Source organism: Sphingomonas sp. AP28, assembly GCF_056680455.1.
Genome location: NZ_CM155283.1, coordinates 2,979,970 through 3,003,827, shown reverse-complemented (window position 1 = coordinate 3,003,827; position 23,858 = coordinate 2,979,970). Strand labels below are relative to the sequence as shown.

General features: G+C 67.0%; 22 protein-coding genes. 8 read left to right on the top strand and 14 right to left on the bottom strand.

What is annotated here, in order from left to right:
• Nucleotide 1: 1 nt before the first annotated feature.
• From AC1MH0_RS13855 to AC1MH0_RS13830, 6 genes are read right to left on the bottom strand one after another with little or no spacing between them, the layout of a single operon-like run.
• Nucleotides 2-1,063 carry a PLP-dependent cysteine synthase family protein gene (locus tag AC1MH0_RS13855; RefSeq protein WP_480963259.1) on the bottom strand — a complete coding sequence of 354 codons (1,062 nt, stop codon included), beginning with the start codon at nucleotides 1,061-1,063 and terminating at the stop codon, nucleotides 2-4.
• Nucleotides 1,060-3,096, bottom strand: coding sequence for a M3 family metallopeptidase (locus AC1MH0_RS13850; RefSeq protein WP_480963258.1), 2,037 nt, complete (start codon nucleotides 3,094-3,096; stop codon nucleotides 1,060-1,062). The genes AC1MH0_RS13855 and AC1MH0_RS13850 overlap by 4 nt, the downstream gene beginning before the upstream one ends.
• 10 nt (nucleotides 3,097-3,106) lie before the next feature.
• Nucleotides 3,107-4,513, bottom strand: a complete 1,407-nt coding sequence (locus tag AC1MH0_RS13845) for an L-serine ammonia-lyase (RefSeq protein ID WP_480963257.1) — start codon at nucleotides 4,511-4,513, stop codon at nucleotides 3,107-3,109.
• A gap of 55 nt (nucleotides 4,514-4,568) precedes the next feature.
• Nucleotides 4,569-5,447 (bottom strand): NAD(+) diphosphatase, encoded by an 879-nt coding sequence (gene nudC, locus AC1MH0_RS13840; RefSeq protein ID WP_480963256.1) that lies wholly within the window; start codon nucleotides 5,445-5,447, stop codon nucleotides 4,569-4,571.
• A 5-nt stretch (nucleotides 5,448-5,452) separates the two neighbouring features.
• A complete protein-coding gene (locus AC1MH0_RS13835; RefSeq protein WP_480963255.1) occupies nucleotides 5,453-6,805 on the bottom strand; it encodes a serine hydrolase domain-containing protein in 1,353 nt (450 codons plus the stop codon).
• Nucleotides 6,802-7,866, bottom strand: coding sequence for an A/G-specific adenine glycosylase (locus tag AC1MH0_RS13830; protein WP_480963254.1), 1,065 nt, complete (start codon nucleotides 7,864-7,866; stop codon nucleotides 6,802-6,804). The genes AC1MH0_RS13835 and AC1MH0_RS13830 overlap by 4 nt, the downstream gene beginning before the upstream one ends.
• Before the next feature lie 26 nt (nucleotides 7,867-7,892).
• Here AC1MH0_RS13830 and AC1MH0_RS13825 point away from each other — a divergent pair, with 26 nt between their 5' ends.
• From AC1MH0_RS13825 to AC1MH0_RS13795, 7 genes are all read left to right on the top strand, one after another.
• Complete coding sequence (locus tag AC1MH0_RS13825) at nucleotides 7,893-8,456, top strand: DUF721 domain-containing protein (protein ID WP_480963253.1); 564 nt, start codon at nucleotides 7,893-7,895, stop codon at nucleotides 8,454-8,456.
• Entirely contained in the window at nucleotides 8,456-9,121 is a 666-nt protein-coding gene (locus tag AC1MH0_RS13820; RefSeq protein WP_480963252.1) for a thioredoxin domain-containing protein, read from the top strand. The genes AC1MH0_RS13825 and AC1MH0_RS13820 overlap by 1 nt, the downstream gene beginning before the upstream one ends.
• A 26-nt stretch (nucleotides 9,122-9,147) precedes the next feature.
• The gene (locus tag AC1MH0_RS13815; protein ID WP_056051660.1) at nucleotides 9,148-9,888 is read left to right on the top strand and encodes a thioredoxin domain-containing protein; all 741 of its coding nucleotides are present in this window, start codon (nucleotides 9,148-9,150) and stop codon (nucleotides 9,886-9,888) included.
• A 266-nt stretch (nucleotides 9,889-10,154) separates the two neighbouring features.
• Nucleotides 10,155-13,541 carry a chromosome segregation SMC family protein gene (locus AC1MH0_RS13810; RefSeq protein WP_480963251.1) on the top strand — a complete coding sequence of 1,129 codons (3,387 nt, stop codon included), beginning with the start codon at nucleotides 10,155-10,157 and terminating at the stop codon, nucleotides 13,539-13,541.
• Between the two features lie 33 nt (nucleotides 13,542-13,574).
• Nucleotides 13,575-13,751: a hypothetical protein gene (locus AC1MH0_RS13805; protein WP_480963250.1), complete on the top strand. Its 177-nt coding sequence runs from the start codon at nucleotides 13,575-13,577 to the stop codon at nucleotides 13,749-13,751.
• A gap of 218 nt (nucleotides 13,752-13,969) precedes the next feature.
• Nucleotides 13,970-15,214, top strand: a complete 1,245-nt coding sequence (locus AC1MH0_RS13800; protein ID WP_480963249.1) for a putative DNA modification/repair radical SAM protein — start codon at nucleotides 13,970-13,972, stop codon at nucleotides 15,212-15,214.
• 121 nt (nucleotides 15,215-15,335) lie between these two features.
• The gene (locus AC1MH0_RS13795; protein WP_480963248.1) at nucleotides 15,336-16,721 is read left to right on the top strand and encodes a UdgX family uracil-DNA binding protein; all 1,386 of its coding nucleotides are present in this window, start codon (nucleotides 15,336-15,338) and stop codon (nucleotides 16,719-16,721) included.
• Nucleotides 16,722-16,849: 128 nt separating this feature from the next.
• Here AC1MH0_RS13795 and AC1MH0_RS13790 read toward each other — a convergent pair whose 3' ends face one another.
• The gene (locus AC1MH0_RS13790) at nucleotides 16,850-17,647 is read right to left on the bottom strand and encodes an aldo/keto reductase (protein WP_480963247.1); all 798 of its coding nucleotides are present in this window, start codon (nucleotides 17,645-17,647) and stop codon (nucleotides 16,850-16,852) included.
• A gap of 93 nt (nucleotides 17,648-17,740) precedes the next feature.
• Here AC1MH0_RS13790 and AC1MH0_RS13785 point away from each other — a divergent pair, with 93 nt between their 5' ends.
• Nucleotides 17,741-18,373 (top strand): DedA family protein, encoded by a 633-nt coding sequence (locus AC1MH0_RS13785; RefSeq protein WP_480963246.1) that lies wholly within the window; start codon nucleotides 17,741-17,743, stop codon nucleotides 18,371-18,373.
• A gap of 260 nt (nucleotides 18,374-18,633) precedes the next feature.
• Here AC1MH0_RS13785 and AC1MH0_RS13780 read toward each other — a convergent pair whose 3' ends face one another.
• From AC1MH0_RS13780 to rsfS, 7 genes are all read right to left on the bottom strand, one after another.
• Nucleotides 18,634-19,143: a hypothetical protein gene (locus AC1MH0_RS13780; protein ID WP_480963245.1), complete on the bottom strand. Its 510-nt coding sequence runs from the start codon at nucleotides 19,141-19,143 to the stop codon at nucleotides 18,634-18,636.
• A gap of 44 nt (nucleotides 19,144-19,187) precedes the next feature.
• Nucleotides 19,188-19,736 (bottom strand): demethoxyubiquinone hydroxylase family protein, encoded by a 549-nt coding sequence (locus tag AC1MH0_RS13775; protein WP_480963244.1) that lies wholly within the window; start codon nucleotides 19,734-19,736, stop codon nucleotides 19,188-19,190.
• Nucleotides 19,733-20,215, bottom strand: a complete 483-nt coding sequence (locus AC1MH0_RS13770; protein WP_056061213.1) for a disulfide bond formation protein B — start codon at nucleotides 20,213-20,215, stop codon at nucleotides 19,733-19,735. Before AC1MH0_RS13770 ends, AC1MH0_RS13775 begins: the two co-directional genes overlap by 4 nt.
• Before the next feature lie 20 nt (nucleotides 20,216-20,235).
• Nucleotides 20,236-21,624 (bottom strand): S41 family peptidase, encoded by a 1,389-nt coding sequence (locus AC1MH0_RS13765; RefSeq protein WP_480963243.1) that lies wholly within the window; start codon nucleotides 21,622-21,624, stop codon nucleotides 20,236-20,238.
• A gap of 194 nt (nucleotides 21,625-21,818) precedes the next feature.
• Nucleotides 21,819-22,997 (bottom strand): murein hydrolase activator EnvC family protein, encoded by a 1,179-nt coding sequence (locus AC1MH0_RS13760; protein ID WP_480965747.1) that lies wholly within the window; start codon nucleotides 22,995-22,997, stop codon nucleotides 21,819-21,821.
• Nucleotides 22,998-23,007: 10 nt separating this feature from the next.
• Nucleotides 23,008-23,430 (bottom strand): 23S rRNA (pseudouridine(1915)-N(3))-methyltransferase RlmH, encoded by a 423-nt coding sequence (locus AC1MH0_RS13755; protein ID WP_480963242.1) that lies wholly within the window; start codon nucleotides 23,428-23,430, stop codon nucleotides 23,008-23,010.
• A gap of 20 nt (nucleotides 23,431-23,450) precedes the next feature.
• On the bottom strand, nucleotides 23,451-23,858 hold the full coding sequence (gene rsfS / locus AC1MH0_RS13750; protein WP_480963241.1) for a ribosome silencing factor: 408 nt from the start codon (nucleotides 23,856-23,858) through the stop codon (nucleotides 23,451-23,453).

Below are 23,858 nucleotides of genomic sequence, written 5' to 3'. Positions count from 1 at the left end.
CTCAGCCCAGAAATTGCGTCATCCGCCCCGCCGCCCCGGTCCACGCGACCCCGCGATCGCCGAGCCATGAATTGTCGTAATAGGTGCAGCCATAGCGATCGCCGCCATCGCACAACAGCGTGACGATGCTGCCCGTCTCACCCGCTGCCGCCATCTCCTCGACGATCTGCGCGCACGCCCAGAGGTTGGTCCCGGTCGAGCCACCGACGCGCCGGCCGAGCCGCTCGGACAGCGCCCGCATCGCGCCGATGCTGTCGGCGTCCTCGACCGCGATCATCCGGTCGATCACGCTCGGCACGAAGCTCGGCTCGACGCGCGGCCGTCCGATCCCCTCGATCCGCGACGCGCACCCTTCCGGCAACGCGACCACCGATCGGTCCTCGAAATGCCGGTGGAAGACCGAGTGGACCGGGTCCGCGACGCACAGTTTGGTGTCGTGACGGCAATAGCGGATGAAGCGCCCGATCGTCGCCGACGTGCCCCCGGTCCCCGCGCCGCAGACGATCCAGGACGGGCACGGATGCTCCTCCTCAGCCATCTGCGCGAAGATGCTTTCGGCGATGTTGTTGTTGCCGCGCCAGTCGGTCGCGCGCTCGGCATAGGTGAACTGGTCGAGATAATGCCCGCTGGTTTCGGCCGCGAGGCGGTGCGAGACCGCATAGACGGTGCGCGGGTCGTCGACCATGTGGATCTCGCCGCCGTGAAAGCGGATCGCGTCAAGCTTGGGCTTGGCGGTCGTCGCGGGGACCACCGCAATGAAGCGCAGCCCGAGCATTTTCGCGAAATACGCCTCCGACACCGCGGTCGACCCCGAGGAGGATTCGATCACCGTCGTCTCCGGCCCGATCCATTCGTTGCACAGCGCGTACAGGAACAGCGACCGCGCGAGCCGGTGCTTGAGGCTGCCGGTCGGGTGCGAACTCTCGTCCTTCAGGTACAGCACGATGCCGGGGTAACGCGGCAGGTCGACGCGGATCAGGTGCGTGTCGGCGGACCGGTTATAGTCCGCCTCGATCCGCCGCACCGCCTCCGACAACCAGCGCCGGTCGACGCGCTTCGTCACCCTTGCAGCCCGTGACGGACCAGCATCGCGGTCGGCTCGGGGTCACGCCCACGGAACGCACGGAAGCTGTCCGCCGCGGGTCGCGTGGCACCGCGCGCGAGCACTTCCTCGCGGAACCGGTCGCCGGTCTTGCGATCGACGAGGCCGGCTTCCGCGAACGCCTCGAAGCCATCCGCCGCCAGTAATTCGGCATAGAGATAGCTGTAATATCCCGAGGCGTATCCGCCTGCGAAAATGTGGCTGAACGCGTGCGGGAAGCGGTGCCATGCGGGCGGGCGGATCACCGCCACCTCGTCGCGCACCGCCTCGATCACCTCGATCGGATCGCTGCCCATCGTGCCGAGATGCAGCAGCAGGTCGAACAGCGCGAACTCGACCTGGCGCAGGATGAACATCCCCGCTTGGAAATGCCGCGCCTTCACCATCCGCTCGAACAGGTCGGCGGGGAGCTTCTCGCCGGTCTTGTAGTGGCCGGACATGCCGGTCAGCACGTCCTTGTCCCAGGCAAAATCCTCCATCAGCTGGCTCGGCAGCTCGATCGCGTCCCATTCGAAGCCATTGGTGCCGGCGATGCTCGGTCGGTTCACCTTAGTGAAGAGCAGGTGGATGCAATGCCCGGTCTCGTGCAGCAGCGTCGTCACGTCGTTGTGGCTCAGCAGCGACGGCGTCTCGCCGCCATCAGGCGCAAAGTTGCAAACGAGATACGCGACCGGCACCGTCACGGTGTTGCCGTCGTGCAACCGCGGCCGCGCCTGCGCCATCCACGCGCCGCCACGCTTGCCGGTGCGCGCATGCAGGTCGAGATACAGCCCGGCGAACACCGTCCCGCTTTCGTCGACCACGTCGAAGAACCGCGCATCGTCGTGATACAGCGACACGTCGTCACGCTCGACCAGCTTGATCCCGAACAGCCGCTGCATCAGCGTCTGCCAGCCCTCCATCACGCGCTCGACCGGGAAATACGCCTTCACCACCTGCGCATCGACCGCATAGCGATCCTGCCGCAACCGGTTCGACGCGAAACCCGCATCCCACGGCTCGAAATCGGCGATCCCAAGCTGTTCGGCGGCAAACGTCTTCAGCTCGGCCAAGTCACGCTCCGCCGCCGGCTTAGCACGGCGCGCCAGATCGCGCAGGAACGCGATCACCTCGGCGCCATTCGGCGCCATCTTGGTCTCCAGCGACCAGGCGACCGGATCGGTGAAGCCGAGCAGCTTCGCGCCCTCGTGCCGCAGTTCGAGGATACGCGCGATCCGCGCGCTGTTGTCGAACTCGCCAGCGTTCGGCCCCTGGTCCGACGCGCGCGTCGCGAACGCGCGGTACATGCGCGCGCGCAGGTCGCGGTTCTCGGCGAAGGTCAGCACCGCGTTGACGCTCGGCTGTTGCAGCGTGACCAACCAGCCCGCCTGCCCCTTCGCCTTGGCGGCATCCGCGAACATCGCCTTGTCCGCATCCGAGATCCCGGCGAGATCCGCCTCGTCCGTCACCAGTTCCGACCACGCATCGGTCGCATCGAGCACCGCGCTACCAAACTCGTTCGACAGCCCCGAAAGCTCGACCGAAATCTCGCTGAACCGATCGCGCGCCTCGGGCTCCAGCGCCACGCCCGACAGCGTGAAGTCGCGGATCGCCTGCTCGACCGCGACCCGGTCTTCGACGGCCAGGTCGGCGAACTCGGGCGACACGCTCAGCGCCACGAACACCTCGTACAAATCGCGGTTCTGCCCGACCTTCATGTCGTTTTCGACGAGCCGCTTCTGCCCTTCCGAATACGCCGCGCGCAGTTCAGGCGTGTCCGCCACCCCGTGCAGATGCGACACCGCCGACCAGATCGCGCCGATCTCGGTATTCGCGCGCTCGTACGGCAGCCACGCGCCCGCGAAATCGGTCGGCCGCGCGGTCGTCAGCGCCTCGACCATCGCTTCATGCCGCGCGATCGACTCGTCCAGCGCAGGCGCAATCTGGTCGGGCGACAGTTCGGCGAAACGGGGCAGCGACAGCGTATCGAGAAGCGGGTTCGTCGGGGCAGTCATGGGAAATCCTTCAGCATTCAACGACGTTGACGGCCAGGCCACCAAGCGACGTCTCCTTATATTGCGAGCGCATGTCCTCACCGGTCTGGCGCATCGTCTCGATCACCGCATCGAGGCTGACGATATGGCGACCGTCCCCCCGCAGCGCCAGATACGCCGCGTTGATCGCCTTGATCGCACCCATCGTGTTGCGCTCGATGCACGGGATCTGGACCAGTCCACCGATCGGATCGCAGGTCAGGCCGAGATTGTGCTCCATGCCGATCTCGGCCGCATTCTCGATCTGTTCGTTGGTCCCGCCAAGCGCCGCGACCAGCGCGCCGGCCGCCATCGAGCACGCGACGCCAACCTCGCCCTGGCACCCCATCTCCGCCGCCGAGATCGACGCGCGTTTCTTGTAGAGGAAGCCGATCGCCGCCGCGGTCAGCAGGAAGTCGTGTGCGCCCTTCGCCGTCGGGTCCTTGGTGAAGGTCTCGTAGAACCGCAGCACCGCCGGCAACACACCCGCCGCGCCATTGGTCGGCGCGGTCACGACACGGCCACCCGCGGCGTTCTCCTCGTTCACCGCGAGCGCATACAGGCTGACCCACTCGAACACCGCGGAGGGGTCGGCCGCGGTATCACGCGCCTGCAACCCCTCGAACAACGCCTTCGCGCGCCGCGGCACCTTCAGCCCGCCCGGCAGGATACCGCCCTGCCGACACCCGCGATCGATCGACGCGAACATCGCACCCCGGACAGCATCGAGGAACGCGTCGGTCTCACTCTCCGGCCGCCAAGCGATCTCGTTCTCGCGGACGATGTCGGCGATCGTCATCCCCGTCGCGTCCCCGGTCGCGAGCAGTTCCGCCCCCGACGAGAACGGCCTAGGCAACAGGATGTTGGCCTTGACCGGCCCCGACCCCGCCTCGACGATCGCGCCGCCGCCAATCGAGAAATAGGTCCGCTCGACACTGCGCCCGTCGCCAAACGAGGCGGTGAAGGTCACCGCGTTGGGATGCCCCGGCAGGAAGGTCTTCGAATGAAACAGAAGGTGCTGGCTCTCCTCGAACCCGATTTCTACCCGCTCGGCCAGGATCAGCCGACCGCTAGACCGGATCGCTGCCAGCCGCACCGGGATCAGGTCCGGATCGATCGTCTCCGGCTGTGCACCGCTCAGGCCCAACATCACCGCACTGTCGGTCGCATGCCCCCGCCCGGTCAGCGCCAGCGAACCATAAAGGTCGACGCGCACCGCCACCGGCTGCTCGTCCGCGACCAGGTCGGCGAACAACCACGCAGCACGCATCGGCCCGACGGTATGCGAACTCGATGGCCCGATCCCGATCGTGAACAGGTCGAGGATGCTGATCGCCTGGTGGCAATCGGGGCGAGCGCGGGTCTGCTCGTCCGGGCGATCAAAGGTCAGCGGAGTCATGCATCGCCGTTACGAGACTATACCCCGCGCCGTCCATCCGAAGCTGACGCAGCGCCTATTCCCCCGCCCATTCCTTGAGCAGCGTGTAAGCGATCGCATAGGGCGGCGGCGCGACGAACGGCCCCTCCTCCCCACGCAACACCGCGCGCACCATTTCGCGCGGTACCCACATCGCATCCTCGAGTTCGTTCACGTCGAGCGTGATCGCATCGTCCTCCGCCTCCGCAACGCACGCCATCATCAACGAAGACGGAAACGGCCAGGGCTGGCTCGCGACATAGCGCACCTTGCCGACCCGAACGCCAGATTCCTCGAGGATCTCGCGCGCGACGGCTTCCTCGATCGACTCGGCCGGCTCGACGAAACCAGCCAAGGCGGAATACCGCCCCGGCGGCCACCCCTTGCCGCGCCCGAGCAGCGCACGCCCGTCATGCTCGGCGATCATGATCACCACCGGATCGACGCGCGGGAAATGCTCGGTCCCGCAGTTCGGGCATTTCCGCGCCCACCCGGCCCGGAACACCTCGGTCGGCGATCCGCATTTCGCACAGAAGCCGTGCCGGACATGCCAGTCGATCACACTCCGCGCACCAGCGTACGTCGCCGCCTCACCGGGCGCGAGCGCAGCGAGCACCGCCATCAGCGCAGGTGACCGCATCGCCGGCGCGTTGTCGACGCGCATGCCCGCCAGCAGCGCCGCGAAATGCGGCCGCCCGGTCTCGTCGAGCCCGAGCAGGATCGGCTCGGCATCGTCCGGCATGTCCGCCATCGACGTCCAGGCCAGGTGTCCGTCGTCGGTCGTGCCCGGCAGCAGCCCGTCGAGCACCAGCAACCGCGCGCGCCAGTCGCGCTGCGCCGCTGCCAGCCCCTCCGGATCGTGCCGCAGCGCATCGGACCGGTCGAGCGTCCCACCGGTAAACCCAGGTGCGTCCATCACACTCATCGGCGCAACCTCGCCGCATCCTGCATCAGCGCCGCGACCACCTGCTGGCGGAGCGGTATCCGGTCCGCCGGGAAGTAATTGACCATCACGTTGCCGCGCGAATGCTTCGACGGATCGACCCATGCGATCGTGCCCGCCGCACCACCCCAGGCATAGGTGCCCTTACCCGGTCCGTTCGGCGTATCCGCGAGCACCACGGAACCGCCCGCGCCGAAGCCCATGTTGCTCCCCTGCGTTCCCCCGGTGCCGCCGCCAACTCCGCCGAACACGACGCCCGCAGGCAGCAGGTTCGACGTCGCCAGCGCGATCGTCTCGGACTTCATCACGCGCACGCCGTCGAGCATGCCGCCGTCCTGGATCATGTGCAGAAACCGGTCGTAATCGCGCGCCGACATCACGAGGCCGGCACCGCCATACGGAAAGCTCGGCTTCTGCAGGAACACCGAGTTTGCTGCCGGATCGAGCGGCGTCCGCGTGTCGCCGACGAACGCATAGTTGGTCGCCAGCCGCCCGACCTCGCTCTGCGGCACCTGCCAGAAGCTCGACCGCATCTTGAGCGGATCGAACAGCCGAGTCTGAACGAACCGCTCGAAGCTCATGCCGCTCGCAACCTCGATAACGCGCCCCATCACGTCGAGCCCGATCGAATAGCTCCACTTCGTCCCCGGCTCGGCGATCAACGGCAGCGTCGCGACGCGGTTGGCGAACTCCTCGAGCGATTTCGGCCGCACGGGCCGCATCTTCTCTTCCATCGCCGCGCTGACCGACAGTGGTAGGATGCCGAGCCGCTCATATTCCTTGAGCAATGGCCCCTTGGTGACGATCGTGTAGCCGAGCCCCGCGGTGTGCGTCAGCAAATTGCGGATCGTGATCGGCCGCACGGCGGGCCGCGTCGCGAGCGACGTGTCGGGGCTGGTCGCGACCTTCATGTCCTTGAACGCCGGGATATATTTGCTGACCGGATCGTCGAGGTCGAGCTTGCCGTCCTCGACCAGCATCATCGCCGACATGCCGGTGATCGGCTTCGACATCGAATAGACGCGCCACAGCGAATCGGGGCCGGCGGCGGGTGCATTCGGGGCGTCGCTTATCTTCCCCGCCGACGGGAACAGCGTGGGACCGTCGCCGGCGCCGAACGCACCGACGATCCCCGGCATCTTGTCCTGCGCGACATAGCTGTCGAACAGCGCGGACGTGGCAGGCAGCAGCGCGTTGACCGGGATCGTCATCCGCGGCGTCGGCCGAGCCTGCGGGCTCACCTGCGGACGCGGCTGCGCCTGCTGGGCATAGGCCGTGGCGGCGGCCAGCGCGGCAAGTCCGCCCGTCGAAATCCAGTGCACCAGTTTCATGCAGCTCTCCGTATGGCCCCGTTCCGAATGGCTTTGCCGGCCTTGGCGAAAACGGTCGGGAGGCCGGCGGTATCCAGCTCGTCGATCGGCCACCATTCGCTTGCCGTTGGAACGCGCGGTTGATGCGCCTCGACCGTCGCCACCGCAAGCGTCAGTTGCAGATCGAAATGCGTAAATCCATGCGCGACGGTGACGTCCAGCATCCGCCATTCCGCCTGCGCCGGTGCATCCTCGAAACCGGGGGGAACATCACCCCAAGGCCCGGTCGGAAACGCCCGCATCCCGCCCAGCAGACCCTTGTCCGGCCGCCGCACCAGCAACACCTGCCCATCGCGCTCCAGCCAGAAGATCGTCCCGTAGCGCTGAGGCTTGGCCGCCTTCTTCGCCTTCACCGGCAACCGCTCGGGCGCACCCTGCTTGAAGCCCTCGCAAAATTCACGGATCGGACACAACAGGCACTTCGGCGCGCGCGACGTGCAGGTCCCCGACCCCAGATCCATCATCGCCTGCGCGAAATCGCCCGCCCGAGCATCCGGCGTGATCGAGTCCGCCGCCACCCGAATCGCAGGACGCGCCGCGGGCAAAGGCGTCTGAATCGCGAACAGCCGCGCAACCACCCGCTCGACATTCGCGTCGACCACCACCGCCCGCTCGCCAAACGCGATCGCCGCCACTGCCGCCGCGGTATACGCACCCAGCCCCGGCAGCGCGCGCAGCTCCACCTCGGTCCCCGGAAACACGCCGTCATGCTCCGCGACGACAGCCTTCGCCGCCTTCACCAGATTGCGCGCCCGAGCATAATAGCCAAGCCCCGCCCAGGCCGCCATCACATCGGCATCATCCGCCGCCGCCAGACTAGCGAAATCCGGCCACCGCGCGGTCCACGCGAGGAACCGCGGCGTCACGGCCGCCACAGTCGTCTGCTGCAACATCACCTCGGATAGCCACACCCGGTACGGATCGACCACCTCGCCCGGCTTCGCGCGCCACGGCAAGTCGCGGCGATGCGCGTCATACCAGTCGAGCAGGGCCCCGGAGACCGAAGAGCGCTTGGCGTTCACGCGTCGCCTATGGCATGGGTTCGCAGATGAGCAAGCCGCCCGTTTCTGTGCCTAAATCTGCGACGCCCAAGCCGGCGACCAAGCGCATTAAAGGCAGGACCGACCCCGACGCCCCGCGCGAGAACCGCTCACGCGCGGTCGCCGAGCTGTTGCCCGCGATCGGCGGCGCGGCATTCCGGCGATTCGGCTTCGTCCAGTCGTCGATCGTCAGCCGCTGGCCCGAGATCGTCGGCGCGAAACTGGCGGGCGCGAGCATCCCCGAATCGATCCGTTTCCCGGTCGGCAAGAAACAGGACGGCGTCCTCACCCTTACCGTCCGCGGCGCGCACGCACCGATGATGCAGCACATCGCGCCCGAGATCATCGAGCGCGTGAACCGCTTCTTCGGTTACGCCGCGATCGTTAAGGTCGCGATCCGCCAGGGCGAGGTCCCCGCCCCCGTGCCGCGCAAAGCCCCGCCTTCGATCCGCCCGGTCCCCGTCGATCTCGGTATGAGCCTGAAGGGCATCGCCGATCCGGAACTGCGCGCCGTCCTCGAATCCCTCGCCGCCGGCGTCGCCTCGACGCACGGCCTTCCCAGGATCAACTGATGCGCGTCCTCTTTGCCGTCTTCGCCCTCTTCCTGCTGACCGGCGCCGCGCCGAAACGCGACTGGTCGCAGACCGCGCGCATCCTCCCCTCGGGCGCGTACCTGATCGGCAACCCCGCCGCGCGCGTGAAGCTCGTCGAATACGCCAGCTACACCTGCTCGCACTGCGCCGACTTCTCGGTGAAGTCCGAACCCGTGCTGAAGCGCCAGATGATCGCATCGGGCTCGACCAGCCTCGAATTTCGTCACTTCATCCGCGACCGGCTCGACCTGTCGGCGGCCATGCTCGCGCGCTGCACCGGCCCGATGGGCTTCTCCGCCACCTCGTCCGCGATCTTCGCCGCACAGCCGCAATGGCTGGAGCGCGGGATCGAATACCAGCAGGGCAACGCCGCGCGCCTGAACATGTACCCGGCCGCCGCCCAGATCCGCGCCAACGCCGACGGCTCCGGCCTGACCGCGTTCGTCAAGGCACGCGGTCTGTCGGACGCGGCGATCAACGCGTGCTTCGCCAACCAGCCCGAGATCGACCGCATCGTCAAACTGACCGCCGACGCGCCGAAGGAGATCGATTCCACCCCGACCTTCTACCTCAACGGCAAGATCGTCCCCCATGTCGGCTGGGAACAGCTCGAACCCGCGCTCCGCAAGGCAGGCGCCCGCTAATTCACGTGATCCACTGGAGTAACCCGATGAAGTTCCTGACCACGCTCGCCGTCCTGCCGCTCGCGCTCGCCGCCTGCTCGAAGAACGATTCGACCGGTAACGTCGACCAGCCCGCCGCCGCGCCGGTAGCAGCCGCCGCAGCCCCCGCCGGCCAGAACTGGACCGAGACTGTCGTGAAGACGCCCGAGGGTTACCTGATGGGCAACCCCAACGCACCGATCAAGCTCGTCGAATACGGCGCACGCTCGTGCCCGACCTGTGGTGCGTTCGGTCGCGAGGCGTACAAGCCGCTGACCGAAAAATACGTCTCGACCGGGAAAGTCAGCTTCGAATTCCGCGACTTCCTCGTCCACGGCGCGCCCGACGTGGCGCTGACTTTGCTCGGCCAGTGCGGCGGCGTCGCGCCGTTCTTCCCGATCCTCGAGCAGATGTACGGCAACCAGATCGCCTTCCTCGACAAGCTCCAGGCGATGACCCCCGACCAGCAAAAGGCGCTCGCCAACCAGCCGCCGACGGTCGTCGCGACCAAGCTCGCCGAGCAGATGGGCGCGATCGATTTCGTCAAGCAGCGCGGGATCCCGGAAGCGAAGGCGCGCGCGTGCCTCGCGGATCAGAAGCAGCTCGAAGTGATGGCCAAGCCGACCGAGAACGCGATGCAGGCGGGGACGGTAACGGGCACGCCGACGTTCCTGATCAACGACAAGAAGCTCGATCAGGTCGTGAGCTGGGATCAGATGGAGAAGGCGCTGAAGGCGGCTGGGGCGTAAGCTAACCGCTCCACAAGTAACTACCACCCCGGCGAAGGCCGGGGCCCAATTGGGGGACGTCGCTGATCAACGCTGCGTTCCGTTACTGCCACCTCTCCAACTGGGCCCCGGCCTCCGCCGGGGAGGTGGAGTTCGGCCTAACGGCAGCTCCTCCTTGTTCTCCCGCGAAGGCGGGAGCCCAGTCTGGGTCCCCGCCTTCGCGGGGAAACAAGGTTTAGGGTTCCGTTCGCGATAGGATCCAACATCAGTCGTCGGGGGGCGCAAGAATGCAGATCAAGCGCCTCCGCATCACCGGCTTCAAGAGTTTCGTCGACCCCGCCGACCTTCGCATCGAACCCGGCCTCACCGGCGTCGTCGGCCCCAACGGCTGCGGCAAGTCCAACCTCCTCGAAGCGCTCCGCTGGACTATGGGCGAGGCCAGCGCGAAATCCCTGCGCGGCGCCGGCATGGAAGACGTTATCTTCGCCGGCACCGCGACCCGCCCCCCGCGCGACTTCGCCGAAGTCTCGATCCTCGCCGAAATAGCCGGCGACGAGCGCGAGATCGTCCGCCGGATCGAACGCGGCGCCGGCTCCGCCTACCGGATCGACGGCCGCGACGTCCGCGCGAAAGACGTCGGCCTGCTCTTCGCCGACGCCGCCACCGGCGCGCACTCCCCCGCGCTCGTCAGCCAGGGGAAGATCGGCGCGGTCATCGCCGCCAAACCCGCCGACCGCCGCGCGATGCTCGAGGAAGCCGCCGGGATCGCCGGCCTCCACGTCCGGCGGAAAGACGCCGAGGGAAAACTCCGCGCCACCGAAGCCAATCTCGCCAAGCTCGACGAGATCATCGCCGATCAGGACGCCCGCGCCGCCACGCTGAAGCGCCAGGCCCGCGCCGCCGAACGCTACCGCCTCATCTCCGTCCAGATCCGCGTCGCCGAAGCGCGCACGCTCTTCGCCCGATGGCGCGAAGCCGCCACCGCAGCCGACGCCGCCAAAGCCGAAGCCACCGCTGCCGAAACCCGCGTCCACGCCACCGCCGAAGCCGAGCGCGCAGCCGCCGCCAACCAGCATCGCGCGATCGAAGCCGTCGCCACCGCCCGCACCGCAGCGCTCGCCGCGCGCGACCTCGTCGGCGATCTCGCCCACCGCCTCGCCGCGCTCAGGACCGAAAAGGCCAGCGTCGAGCGCAGGATCGCCGACCTCACCGACGCCCGCGCCCGCATTGCCGACGACCGCGCCCGCGAAGGATCGCTCGCCAGCGACGCCGCCGCCGCGCTCGCCCGCCTCGCCGACGAGGCCAAGACGCTCGACACTGCGATCGCCGACGCCACCGCCGCGATTCCCGATCTCGACGCCGCACTCGCCGAAACCGAACGCAGCGCCCGCGACGCCGAAGTGGCGCTCGCCCAGGCGCTCGCCACGCAAGCCCGCGACGCCGCCGAAGTCCGTGTCGCCAGCGCAGCGCTCGCCGCCGCCCGCACCCGCGCAGACCGCGCCGATCGCGACGCCGCGCAGATCGCCGCCGCCCTTCGCGCCCTCGGCGACCCCGCCCCGCTAGCCGCAGAGCGCGAGACCGCCGCCGAAGCCCGACGCGCTGCAACCGCCGCAGCAGAGTCCGCCCGCCAGGCCATCACCCAGGCAGACACCGACGAAGCCACCGCGACCAGCGCGCGAGACGCCGCCGAAACCACCCGCGCCACCGCTCGCGCAGACCTCGCCGCGATCGACAGCGAAGTGACCGCGCTTACCAAGGCAACGCAGCGCAGCGGTCGCGACCGGCTGCTCGACCATGTCTCGGCCAACACCGGCTACGAACGCGCGCTAGCCGCCGCGCTCGGCGACGATCTCGACACCGGCCTCGATGCATGGGCAGGCGCCGAGCCCCGCGAAGACGACCCCGCTCCGCCCACCGACGCCGAACCGCTGGCAGAGCATGTCGACGCGCCCCCCGCCCTCGCCCGCAGGCTCGCGCAGGTCTTCGTCGTCGACACCGACGGCCAGCAACACCTCGCCGTCGGCCAGCGCATCGTCACCCGAGACGGCCAACTCCGCCGCTGGGACGGCTTCACCGCAACCGGCACCGGCGCGGCCGCCGCCGAACGCCTCGTCCGCCGCAACCGCCTCGCCGCGCTCCAGGCTGCCCGCCCCGCTGCGGCCAAGGCGCTGGACGACGCCGAACAAACCCGCGCCGCGATCGACGAGCGCATCGCCCAAGCCCGAGGCCAGGCGCAAACCGCCCGCGCCGCCCTGCAACGCGCCGAGACCGCCGCGCGCGACGCCCTCCGCCAGGAAGACCGCGCCGCCGCCGCGCTCGAACGCCTCGCCACCCAGCTCGCAGACCTCGACATCCGCGCGCACCGCATCGCCGACGACGTCGCCGACGCGCACGCCGACCGCATCCGCGCCGAAGCCGCGATGGCCGCCGTCCCCGACGGCACCGCCAACGCGCGTCAGGTCGCCAAGCTCCAATACGACGCCGAACGCGCCCGCACCACCGTCGCACAGGCCCGTGCCGATCGCACCACGCTCGACCGCAGCATCGCCACCTACCGCGAACGCCTGTCCGCCGCGCAAGCCGACACCCGAAGCTGGCGCGCGCGCGCCGGTGAAGCCGCCAAGCGCATCGCCGCCATGGACGCGCGCGAAACGACGCTCGGCACCGACCTCGCCGCGATCGCCGCTCGCCCCGCCGCGCTAGACGCTGAAATCGAGACGCTCGACGCCGAACACCAGGAAGCGCGCACAACCGCCGACGCGCTCCTTGCCACCGAACGCACCGCGGAGACCGCCGCCCGCACCGCCGACGACGCCCACCGCGCCGCCACCGAAGCGCTCGCCGTCGCCCGCGAGGCCCGCGCCGGGGCGATCGCCCGCGTCGAGAACCACGAAGCGCGCCGCCTCGATCTCGGCCGCCTCTCAGGCGAGCGCTTCCAATGCCCCGCCCCCGTCCTCCCCGAACGTCTCGGCTTCGCGGTCGCCGACGTCCGCGCGCCAGCCGAAGAGTCCGCCACACACGATCGCCTCACTACCGACCGAGAACGGATCGGCCCGGTCAACCTCGTCGCCGAGGCCGAACTCGCCGAACTCGAAGAGTCCGCGCGGGGCAACGCGGTCGAGCGCGACGAACTCGGGCAAGCCGTCAACCGCCTGCGCGGCTCGATCGGCACGCTCAACCGCGAAGGCCGCCAGCGCCTGCTTGCCGCGTTCGAGGCGGTCAACGGCCATTTCCAGCGGCTCTTCACCACGCTGTTCGACGGCGGCAGCGCACATCTCGAACTGATCGACTCCGACGACCCGCTCGAAGCCGGCCTCGAAATCATGGCGCAACCACCCGGCAAGCGCCTCCAGTCGCTAACGCTGCTATCGGGCGGCGAGCAGGCGCTGACCGCGGTCGCGTTGATCTTCGGCCTGTTCCTCACCAATCCCGCGCCGATCTGCGTCCTCGACGAGGTCGACGCGCCGCTCGACGATGCGAATATCGAGCGTTTCTGCGACCTGCTCGACCGCATGTCGCGCGACACCGACACGCGCTACCTCGTCGTCACGCACAACGCCGTCACGATGAGCCGCATGCACCGCCTGTTCGGCGTGACGATGATCGAACGCGGTGTCAGCCGTCTCGTCTCGGTCGACCTGCAAGCCGCGACCGGACTCATTGCAACGGCGTAGGGAGACAATCCACGTTCGCGACGTTGACCCTCGATGTTCCTCGACGAATCCAGCATCTGGCCGCGCAAGGAGGACCTGCCTCCCCGCAAGCCCGTGTATCGGCACGAGAAGGCGCTCACCCGCCTGATCTTCGTCTATCTCTTCCTGTTGCTGCTCCTGCCCGTGAGCCTCGGCGGCATGGTCGACCTGATCCGCTATCTGTTCGACTGACTTTCGGGTGTCCTACACAACCCGATCCTGCCACCGTCGTGAATCCGCAATCGTGCTCGTCTGGGCTTAAGTGCAGACATCGGAAAAATGCTCCCAGCGTCTGCACTTTGTGCACTTCCGGCATCGGGGCCGACCCGAAAGTCGGCCAGTACAACGACATAGCGACAAGTTGATCTCCATCACTCGACACCTCTTTTCGCGGAACGTAAGACGAACGAATGGCCCAACTCGACACCCGTGAAAAGCTCGAGATCCTCGCCGATGCAGCCAAATACGACGCGTCCTGCGCGTCGTCGGGTACGACCAAGCGCAATTCGAAGGACGGCAAGGGGCTCGGCTCGACCGAAGGCATGGGCATTTGCCACGCCTATGCGCCAGACGGCCGCTGCATCTCGCTGCTGAAGATCCTGCTGACCAACAGCTGCATCTTCGACTGCCATTACTGCATCAACCGCAAGAGCTCGAACGTGCGGCGTGCGCGGTTCACAGCGAAGGAAGTCGTCGATCTCACGATCGCCTTCTATAAGCGCAACTACATCGAGGGCCTGTTCCTCTCCTCCGGCATCATCGCCTCATCGAACTACACGATGGAGCAGATGGTCGAGGTCGCGCGCTCGTTGCGCGAGGATCACCATTTCCGCGGCTACATCCACCTCAAGACGATCCCCGACGCCGATCCCGAACTCGTCCACCAGGCCGGGCTGTACGCGGACCGCGTCTCGATCAATGTCGAGCTGCCGACAGCGAACGGTCTGAAGCGTCTAGCCCCCGAGAAAGACGGCGTCCGCATCGAGACCGCGATGGCGGAGGTGAAGGCCTCGATCATCGACGGCAAGGACGCCAAGGCCAAGTACAAGTCCGCGCCGAAGTTTGCCCCGGCTGGCCAATCGACGCAGATGATCGTTGGAGCGGATGCCGCGACGGACGGCGATATCGTCCGGAAGGCATCGACCTTGTACGACCGCTTCGGCCTTCGCCGCGTGTATTATTCGGCGTTCAGCCCGATCCCGGATGCGAGCGCAGTGTTGCCGCTGCAACGCCCGCCGCTGATGCGAGAGCACCGATTATACCAGTCCGACTGGTTGATGCGCTTCTACGAGTTCCAGCCGCACGAGGTGGTAGCCGCCGCCAACGACGCGACCGGGATGCTACCGCTCGACATCGACCCCAAGCTCGCCTGGGCGCTCAAATTTCGCGAATCTTTCCCGGTAGACGTCAACCGCGCCCCCCGCGAAATGCTCCTCCGCGTCCCCGGATTGGGCGTGAAGGCAGTCAACGGCATCCTCACCAGCCGCCGCTGGCGCCGCCTGCACCTCGCCGATATCGCACGGTTGACGGTATCCGTCGCCAAGCTCCGCCCCTTCATCATCGCCGAGGATTGGCGCCCGGTAGCTTTAGCGGACAAAGCCGAACTCCGCCCCATGGTCGCCCCAAAACCCAAGCAGATGGAAATGTTCGCGTGAGCCCCGCGCACGACCTGCTCCCCTCCCTGAAAGGGAGGGGTTGGGGGTGGGTCGGCCCGAGGCTCACACAGCATTCCCTCGAAAGCAACCAGCCCCCTCCCTTCCAGGGAAGGAGGTAAAGGTGCGCGTCGTAACCCTCTCCGAACCCGACGACTTCGACGGCTGGCGAGACGCCGCGCGTGGCCTGATCGCCGAAGACGTCCCCCCCGACGACGTCGTCTGGCAAGTCGGCGACGAACCCGTCGATCTGTTCGCAACCGTAGCCGAACCAGCCCCCGCCCCACCCCCAGGCGCGTTCTCCGTCCCCCGCGCCTTCATCGACCTAGCCCGTAGCGCGATCCTCGGCAGCGATCCCGAACGCTTCGCCCTGCTCTACACGCTGCTTTTCCGCCTCCGCCGCGAACAAAAACTGATCGAGGACCGCGCAGACCCGCTCGTCCGCCGCCTCGACCGGATCGCCAAGGACGTCCGCCGCGACATCCACAAGATGCGCGCGTTCCTGCGTTTCCGCGAGGTCGAGGAAGACGGCACGACGCGCTTCGTCGCGTGGTTCGAGCCCGACCATCACATCGTCCGCGCCAACGCAGCCTTCTTCGTCAACCGCTTCGCCAGCATGCGCTGGTCGATCCTGACGCCCGAAGTCTCGATCCACTGGGATGGCAAGGCGCTCAGCGAAGGCCCCGGTGCGAGCAAGGCGGATGCCCCCGACGGCGATCCGACCGAGGAGGTCTGGAAGACCTATTACGCCAGCATCTTCAACCCGGCGCGCGTGAAGATCGGCGCGATGCTAAAGGAAATGCCGAAGAAGTACTGGAAAAACATGCCCGAGACCGCGCTGGTGCCGGGCCTGTTGGCGGCGGCACAGGCGCGGGAGAGCGGCATGATCCAGAGAGCGCGCGACACGGTCGGCGGCAACAGCCAGATCGCATGGGAGGCCCTACGCGACGAGGCGTCGGGCTGCACCCGCTGCCCGCTGTACAAACCGGCAACGCAAACCGTGTTCGGTGAAGGGCCGGTCGATGCGCCGCTCATGTTCGTCGGCGAGCAACCAGGCGATCAGGAGGATATCGCAGGACGCCCGTTCGTAGGCCCTGCCGGCCAGATGTTCGACAAGGCGATGGCGGAGGCGGGCGTCGACCGTTCGCGCGCCTACGTCACCAACGCGGTAAAGCACTTCAAGTTCGAACAACGCGGCAAACGGCGCATCCACGCCAAGCCCGGCGCCGGCGAGATCGACGCCTGCCGCTGGTGGATCGAGCAGGAGCAGATGTTGATCAAGCCGAAGGTAACGGTTGCGCTGGGCGCGACCGCAGCGCGATCGCTGTTCGGCAAGGTCATGACGATCGGCCGAGAACGCGGCCGTGCGTTGCAATTGCCGGATGGCGGCGAGGCCTGGATCACGGTGCATCCTAGCTACCTGCTGCGATTGCCGGATCCCGAACAGGCTGCCGAGGAATATGCGCGGTTTGTCGAGGACCTGCGCGTTGTAGGCGGGCGTATAGGCTGATCTTTCCCGGTACGGGGAGAGTTACCACGCAGCTGGTGGAGGGGGCTAACCGCGAGCGTAATTACGATGGAGAATCCCTTCGACTCGGCCACATCGCGTCTTCGTCCCCCTCCCCAATACGGGGAAAATTACATGCTGCTCGGCTCCGGACCCAAGCGTCCTGCTGCATCGTCGAGCGCTTCAATTGCAGCCATGTCTTCGTCGTCCAAGGTCAGGTCCAAAGAAGCGTGATTGTCGGCAAGATGCTCGGCATCCGACGCCTTCGGTATGACAGAGAAGCCGTTAGCCAAATGCCACGCCAGGATAATTTGTGCCGCGCTTCGCCCATGCTTGCCGGCAATCCTAACGATGGCCTCGTCCTGTAACAGAGTCTTCCCCTGCCCCAACGGGCTCCAGCTCTGCGTCACTATCCCATGCGCCTCGTGATACTTTCGCTGTTCGCGCTGCTGGAAGTTCGGATGCAGTTCGATCTGGTTGACCGCCGGCGTCACGCCGGTCGCCGCGACGATTGCGTCGATATGCTCGGGCAGGAAGTTCGACACGCCGATCGACTTGGTCTTCCCAGCATCCCGCAACGCAATCATAGCCTTCCACGCATCGACAAACTTGTCTTCACTCGGCACTGGCCAGTGCATCAGGTAAAGATCAACCGCCTCGACACCGAGCAAGGCGAGACTTTCGTCCATTGCGGCTTCGGCATCGCCCTGCCGGTCGTTCCACAGCTTGGTCGTCAGGAACGCATCCGAACCCTTGTACCCATCGCCGACGCCGCGCTCGTTCTCGTAGATGGCGGCGGTATCGACAAGCCGGAAGCCGATATCCAGTCCCGAGCGGACGATCGCCGCAACCTGGCTATCCGGGATTTGCCACGTGCCCATGCCGAGCTGGGGCATCGTGCGGCCGTCGTTGAGTGTAAGATCTGTCATGCCGCATCAGCGAACGACGCGCTGGGCGGTTCCGATGCGCCAGTTCGGTTTTGGGCTTCCCTTCGTCGCCCCGTTCGCGCAATCGACCGAGCCATGTTCGAAAAGATTCTGGCCGTGCTGGCCACCTTCACGATCGGCGTCATTTCGTCGGGTGGCTATGTCGGCATCGCGTTGCTGATGGCGATCGAGAGCGCATGCATCCCGCTGCCATCCGAGATCATCATGCCGTTCGCCGGCTACCTCGTCTCGACCGGGCGTTTCGACCTGTACCTCGCCGCGACAGCCGGTGCGATTGGGTGCAATCTCGGCTCGATCGTCGCGTACGAGATTGGCAAGCGCGGCGGGCGCCCGATGGCCGAACGCTGGGGCCGCTACTTGCTGATCGGACCGGGCGAGCTCGATGCCGCGGATCGGTTCTTCGCGCGCTGGGGCTCGATGGCGGTACTGATCGGCCGCTTGCTGCCGGTGATCCGTTCCTTCATCGCCTTCCCCGCCGGCGTCGCGCGAATGAAGCTGGTGCCGTTCCATGTCTACACCTTCGTCGGGTCGTGGCCGTGGTGCTTCGGGCTCGCCTGGGTCGGCATGAAGCTCGGCGACAAATGGGATAGCGATCCCCGCGTCAAGGCTGCGTTCCACAGCGCCGACCTGCTGATCGGCGTCGTCCTGATCGCGCTGGTCTGCTTCTACATTTGGCACCGAGTCCGCGGGCTGAAGCGTCACCCTTAAGTGCCTCGTACGTAACCGCGAGGCTTAGCCAGCGCGAAGATCCTCGTCGCGGGTGGGGTTAGGTTGCGAGGTTCTCCGCTTGACCGCTGCAAGGATGTCAGCACCGACCTTGTCGGGCGCGCTGTCGAATTTCGGCTGCCCCGGGGTAATCTTTGAGACCGGTTATACCGCTTAGGCATGCCCTCGAGGCAACCGGGGACCGACGTGCGCCCCTCTCTGTAAGGAAGGGCGGAAGTAGGGCGCAATCGCTTATAACGGCGTTATGGGAGGACGGGTACTTCCGCCGCGCGCGTCTTGTTTTCCAAACGCGACTCGCGAACACGCTGGCCAAAGCAGCCGGTGGCGCCGCCCGCGCCGACCGCGGAGCAGCTGCCGATCGTGTTGACGCCCGACCCTGCGTCCATCGTGCCCTGTGCCTTCGTGGCCCAGCTTGCGTTCTCGGGCGTGACGACGAACTCGCGGAGCTCCTTGGGGACGCGGTATTGCTCCTGCGCGCTGCGACGAACGCAGACGACGATTTCTTCACCGTTCGCATTTGTTGGGCAGCGTTCGTTGCCGAACAGCGTCAGGACGCCGTTGATCGGCGCGTTGCGCGAGACCTGCGGGGGCGCAACGACTGGCTTCGGCTTGACGGTCGCGCCAGGAAGCGCGGGAGCCTTTGCCGGCAGCTGTGCCAGCGTCGGCCCCGTATTGGCACTCGAAGTTGGTTGCGCCGTCTGTGCGACCGCGGGTCCGGCGACAAGCAACGCCGCCGCAAAAAGCATCTTCATACGCATCACTCCCACAATCCGTATTCTCTTGTCACTGTCGGATCTCAGATCCGCTTGGCGGTAGCGATCGCGACCTTGCAGCCCAGCCGGATCACCGCGCTCAGCACAGGGTAACCCGGCGTTTCCTCGGCACCCGCGGCGATCGCGGTGTTCTTGTGCTCGAGTTCCTCGGCCTGGAAATCGAGGATCGCTGCGGATAGCTCAGGGTCGCTGGCGCCAAGCTGAACGAGTTGTTCCTCGTAATGCTTGTCGATCTCAGTCTCGACCGCCGCGGTGCATGCCATCGCCGCGCGCGGGCTGATCGCCGCCGTCACCGCGCCGAGCGCAAAGCCTGCAACCTTCCAGATCGGTTGCAGTACCGTCGGCCGCACACGGCGCTCGACGATCATCTTGTCAAAGAACGCGCGATGGCGTTCTTCCTGCTGCGCCATGTGATGGATCGATCGCGACGCCGGGTGGCGGTCACCGAGCACGGCCAGCTGCCCTGCGTATATTCGGATCGCACCAAATTCGCCTGCCTGATCGACCCGTATCATCGATTCGACATCGCGCTTCGCCCGGCCTCTGGCGTCGCCCGGCTTCCAGCCGCTCATCTCGTCTTCCTCATGAGTGCGAATATGGTGAACGCACCGACGAGGGAAAAGATGGCGTTGAACCCGGCAAGCGAAATACCTAGCAATTTCCATTGCGGCGAGTCGCAGCGCACCATCGGCGCATTCATGATCGCGGCGAGGCGTTCGGCCGCGGTGGTGCCGGCCATCGAAACGGTCGTCGTGCAGGCGGTGAAGCCGTTCCACCAGTGATATTCGACGCCAGCGTGCGCCACGCCGATCAGCCCGCTGAGCCCGATCAGCAGCCCGGCGATGATAACGAGCGACGCGCGAAGCGATCGTCCGGGGACAAAGAACGCCGCCCCGGCGATCAGCACCGCGGAGTAATGCGGCCAGCGTTGCCAGTGGCACATCTCGCATGGGTACAGCCCGCCGAGATATTGCGAGCCGAGCGCGCCGAGCAGCAGGAACGCCGGCAGCAACAGCGCGATGGCGCGCGCAATCTCTTCGTTCTTCGTCATGCCAAGACCGCGACGCACGCTCACTTGAGGGGCGCCTTGGTTGCATCGGTAGGATCGGGCTTGATCGGCCGTGGCTTGGTCGCAGCAGCAACCTGCACCGGGCCGCCGAGGCGCGCGACGGTCTTCAGCGCGTAATAGAGCTGGAAGTCGTCAATGCCCTGCTTCTTCAGCTGGTCGGGCGTCTGCGAGAAGCGCGGATCGGTCTTGGTATCCTCCTCGAGCACCGCGTTGTCGGCCTTCACCTCGTTGATCAGATGCTTGCGCAGGTCGGCCTCGCGGAACACCGGGCGCGACTTGTAGTCGGGATCGGTGAGTTGCGGCACCTTGACGTCGGGCTCGATCCCGCCCTCCTGCACCGACCGGCCGGACGGCGTGAAGTAGCGCGCGGTGGTCAAGCGGAGCGCGGTCTGGGGCCCGAGCGGAAGCACGGTCTGGACCGAGCCCTTGCCGAAGCTGCGTTCGCCCATGATCAGCGCGCGGTGGTGATCCTGCAGCGCACCGGCGACGATCTCGGACGCGGACGCGGTGCCGGGATCGGTGAGGACGACGACCGGCAGCCCATGTGCGTCGTCGCCGGGCTTGGCGTAATAGCGCTCGATATCGGTCTTCTCGCGACCGCGCTGCGAGACGATCTCGCCGTGATCGAGGAACGCGTCGCTGACTTCGATCGCCTGCGTCAGCAAGCCGCCGCCATTCTCGCGAAGGTCGACGACATAGCCAAGCGGACGGTGGCCGAGCGACTTGTCGATCGCCATGATCGCCGCGCGGGTGTCGGCGCCGGTGTTCTCGCTGAAGGTGTTGATGTTGATATAGCCGACGTCGCCGCGGACTTCCCACTTCACCGGCTTCTGGACGATGATCTCGCGCATCATCGTCACGTCGAGCGGCTTGTCGCGGCCGGGACGGACGAGGCCGAGCGTAATCTTGCTGCCGGGCTTGCCGCGCATCTTGCCGACCGCCTCGTCGAGCGAATCGCCGTAGATCAGCTTGCCGTCGATATGCGTGATGTAGTCGCCGGATTTGACGCCTGCGCGGGCCGCGGGCGAGTCTTCCTGCGGGGCGACGACCTTGATCGCGCCGTCCTCCATCTGCACTGTCAGACCGAGACCTCCGTAATTGCCTTCGGTCATGATCCGCAGGTTCTCGTAGTCGAGCGCGTCGACGTAGCTCGAGTGCGGATCGAGGCTGGCGAGCATGCCCTGGATCGCGCCCTTGATCAGCGTCTTGTCATCGACCTTGTCGACATATTCCGCCTTCACGCGGTTGAACACGTCAAGGAACTGGTCGAACTCGCGGTACGTGTCGGTGTCGACCGCCGCCATCGCCGAGGTGGCAAGCGGGATCAGCGTCAACGCGCCGACGATCGCCGTGGCGGTAAGCATAGGGGTACGCAGTATAGGACGAGGCATCGATGGTCCTGCAACCTGAGAAATGACGTGTCGTACGGTCGTGAAGTGCGTCGTAGCGGTATCCCGCGCGCGGAGCAAAGCCGGGTTGGTGTTAATGGCGGCTGACTGGGGGCCTTCGTCGTTGACGGTTGCTTTCGAGCTGATCGTCCTTGGCGGGGGAGGATTGAAAGCCACCTGCCCAAGGGAATGGTCGATCAGCGCTGCCCTATCAATGCGGCAGCATCGACGGGGCGGCCTTGGCGACGGAGCTCGACGGTGATGCGCGGGTCTTCGCCGGCAGCAGTTCCGATCGGCGTACCTATCGCGACACGGTCGCCGGGTTTCACGATGGTCCTGGCAAGACCCGTGACGAGGCTGGTCCAGCCATCGGCGTGGTCGATGATGACGATCGTGCCGTAGTCGCGGAAGCGACGTGCGTAGCGGATCGTACCGGCGGCAGGTGCAACGACGCGCGCGCGGGGCGCGGTGGCGAAGGTCAGGCCGCGCGATCGGATCCCCGAGTCCGATACCTCGTCGAAACCAGTGACGATCCTCCCCGATACCGGTGTCCGATACACGCCGCGTGGTGGCGCCGGCGGTGTGATGCCGGGCGCGATTGGCCGTGGAACAGGTCCGGCGAGCGCAACAAGGGCCGCGGCGGTCGCCTCGGCATCGATCGTCGCCGCCATACCGTCGACCAGATCACGCGCGCGCTCGCCGAGCGCCAGCGCGCGGTCGGATTCGCTGAGCGCACCGCGGCCCAGCGCCTGGCTGCGCTGGCGATGGCGCGCCTCGAGGGTGGCGAGCGCGATGCGGTCGTTCTCCAGGCGCGCGCGACCATTCGAGAGCGCCTTGGCGGCGAGCGTGGCACTGGCTTGCAGGCGACGCGTCGCGGCGAGTTCGATGCGAACGGCGTCGGTCCGCTGGCGGACGACAGGGAGCGTGCTGCCGAGGACCGCGCGGACATGGACGAGGTCGCCGACCGACCCCGGTTGCGCGACTGCGACGATCGTCGGTCGCCGGGCAAGCGACTCCAGCGCTGCCAGCAGCCGCGCAACGGGCGCCTGGGCGCGACCGAGCTTAGCGCGCTGATCGGCTAGCAACCGGTCGACGAGTGCCACTCGGGCGCTGGCGGTGGCCAGGTTCGCTTCGGCGGCGATAACTTGGGCGGCCTGCGCTTGCTCTTCGCGGCGCGCTTTATCTGCGGCGTTGCGTTCCCGGGTCGCAGCGGCGGCAAGCGTGACGGCGCGGGCGGTGGCGATCGCGGCATCGCGCTTCGCCAGGACCAGACGCTGCTGTTCGTTCGCGAGTTCCGACGCTTTGGGTTGCGCGGTTACCCCGGCCGCTACGCATGGCGCCACAACCAGCAACGCCGCAACGAGACCCCTCCCCATCCTCACGGCATCACCCTTCGCGGTGATAGGGATGGTTGGCAAGGATGCTGGTCGCGCGGAAGAGTTGCTCGGCGAGCATCGCGCGGGCGAGCAGATGCGGCCATGTCGCGCGGCCGAACGAGAACAGCAGATCCGCCTCGTCGCGCGCCGCGTCGTCGAAGCCGTCGGCAGCGCCGATCATGAACCGCGCCTCGCGGATGCCGTCGTCGCGCCACCGCTCGAGGTGTCGCGCGAACTGTGTCGATGAAAGCGTCTCGCCCTTCTCGTCGAGCAGGATGCGCCTGGTCTGCTCGCCGACCAGCGGGATCCTGCCGCCGGTATCGGGCAACTCGCTGACCTTGGTCGGCCAGACGATCCGCTTCAGATAGCGGTCGACGAGATCGGCCTCGGGCGAGCGCCCGATCCGACCACGGGCGACGATGTGGAGCAGCATCGCCGCCGTCCCGACGTGCTTTAGTCTTCGTCGATGAAGGTCGGCACGGGTGGCGGCGCCGGCGCGTCGCCGAATGCCCACATCCGCTCCAGATTGTAGAAGCTGCGGACCTCGGGGCGGAAAAGGTGCACGATGACGTCGGTCGCGTCGATCAGCACCCAGTCGGCGGTCGGCAGGCCTTCGATCTTCACCGGGCGCTTGAACTCGGCCTTGATCCGCTCAGCCAGCTTCTGCGCCATTGAGGCGACCTGGCGGGTCGAACGACCGCTGGCGATCACCATGTAATCGGCGATGCTGGTCTTGCCCGCGAGCGGGATCGAGATGGTCTCGACCGCCTGGTCGTCGTCGAGCGACGCGAGGATCAGGCGATGCAGCGCCTCAACCTCTTCGGGGTCGGTCGCGCGAGGGGCAGTAGGGGAAGTGGCCAA